Origin of the sequence: Mesorhizobium sp. M5C.F.Ca.IN.020.29.1.1, assembly GCF_003997375.1 — a bacterium.
Lineage (GTDB): Bacteria > Pseudomonadota > Alphaproteobacteria > Rhizobiales > Rhizobiaceae > Mesorhizobium > Mesorhizobium wenxiniae.
The window spans coordinates 1-1,920 of record NZ_RZSW01000834.1 but is presented as its reverse complement, the minus strand read 5'-3'; the positions used below and the strand labels follow the sequence as shown (position 1 = coordinate 1,920).

Below are 1,920 nucleotides of genomic sequence, written 5' to 3'. Positions count from 1 at the left end.
CAGCTTAAGCCTTTGCATGAAAAGACTTGGTTAACCTTCTCTGGATACCAATCGTTAATTGAGTTCGCGGCCTAACCGGCATTCGACAAGACGCCGACACTCCGACAAACAAGATTGGGCGCCTGGCGCCAAACCGGAGCGACTGGAAAGAGATGGGACTGGCAGTCTTCACGCACAAGAGCAGTCGCGCCGGAGGCATTTTCTTCTACGCTGCCTACTTCCGCGCTGCTTGTCTGCTGTTGGTGGTTGTCGCTTGCCTGGCCTTTTCGCCGGTTTCCTTTGCTGCCGACGCACCGCTCGCGGTGACGAGCTACAAAATGGCGGGTGACGCCACCAAGATGCGCATCGTCATGAATTTCGATCGCGAACCCGACGTCAAATGGTTTCTGCTGCGCGGCCCCCACCGTCTGGTCGTCGACCTGCCAAGCACGAAATTCGCCATCAATGCCAAGGATGTGAAGGCGCGCGGCCTGGTCAGGAGCGTGCGCTACGGCGATCTCGGCGAGGGGGTGTCGCGGCTGATTCTCACCGGCAAGGGCCCGTTCGCCGTCGACAGGCTCGACGTGCTCAAGAACGATGACAGCAGCGGCTACCGCATCGCTATCGACATGTCGGCGGCGTCCGTGCGGGAGTTCGACGCCGCTCTTGCCAATCAGGCGCTGACCACCGGCTCGACGGTCTCCTCCGACAAGGGTGGCAGGGTCGGCACCGGCCCGGTCTCCAATCCAGGCCATCGCTTCACCGTCGTCATCGATCCAGGCCATGGCGGCATCGACGGCGGCGCCGAGGGCCTGAACGGCACGGTCGAGAAGAACGTCACGCTCGCCTTCGCCACCGAATTGCGGGAAAGACTTGCCGCAGTCGGCAAATACGACGTGTTCATGACGCGCGAGACAGATCAATTCCTGCGGCTGGACGACCGCGTGCGCATAGCCCGCCAGCACGAGGCCGATCTGCTCATTTCGATCCACGCCGACACGATCAGGGTCAAGGGCCTTCGCGGCGCAACCGTTTACACGGTCTCCGACAAGGCTTCCGACCCGGAAGCGCAGGCGCTCGCCGACCGTGAAAACCTTTCCGACCAATTTGCCGGCATGGAAATCAAGGACGACAACAAGGAAGTGACCGACATCCTGATCGACCTGATTCGGCGCGAGACGCATAGTTTCTCGATGAGTTTCGCCCAGACTTTGGTCGGCCAGCTTTCCACCAGTGTCGGCCTCATCAACAATCCGCAGCGTTCGGCCAGCTTCAAAGTGTTGAAGGCGCCGGATGTCCCCTCCGTGCTGGTCGAACTCGGCTATCTGTCGAACGCCAAGGACGAGGCGCAACTGCTCAGCGCCGATTGGCGCGGCAAGGCGGCCCAGAGCATAACCAATGCGATCGCCCTGTTCGCTTCAACCAAGGCCGGAGCCGGAACCGGAGGCTGAGACGCCGGCCCTCGCCACAACCAGAGGCAGCGTTGCACGACGACAACACTTTGCACTTATATTTTGGCCATTCGAAGCCGAAATTCCAGGCTGCCGCATTTTGCCCACATGGTGGCGACATGGGTTTTCGATTACCGGTCGGGATCGTCTCGAAAGCTTGCGCGAAAGGCGGCTTCGTTTAGGAAATTCCCGAACCAAGGACTGGAGCGGGCATGATTCGTCTCATTGGCTATTTCTTCGGCATCGGCACGGCGCTGGCCCTTTTGGTCGCGGCGGGCGTGGCGATCTATATCAGCCATTTGTCGAAGGATCTGCCCGACTACGAGGTGCTGGCCAAGTATGAACCGCCAGTGACGACCCGCATCCATGCATCCGACGGTGCGCTGATGGCCGAATATGCGCGCGAGCGGCGCCTGTATTTGCCGATCCAGGCGGTGCCGGATCGTGTCAAGGCGGCCTTCCTGTCTGCCGAGGACAAGAATTTCTACAA

The 1,920-nt window shown here is 60.4% G+C and carries 1 protein-coding gene and 1 pseudogene; both read left to right on the top strand.

The window, feature by feature from the left end:
* Positions 1-152 precede the first annotated feature (152 nt).
* Positions 153-1,430, top strand: a complete 1,278-nt coding sequence (locus EOA85_RS34080) for an N-acetylmuramoyl-L-alanine amidase (protein WP_127212620.1) — start codon at positions 153-155, stop codon at positions 1,428-1,430.
* A gap of 212 nt (positions 1,431-1,642) precedes the next feature.
* Positions 1,643-1,920, top strand: a pseudogene (locus EOA85_RS34075) (penicillin-binding protein); the annotation flags it as partial.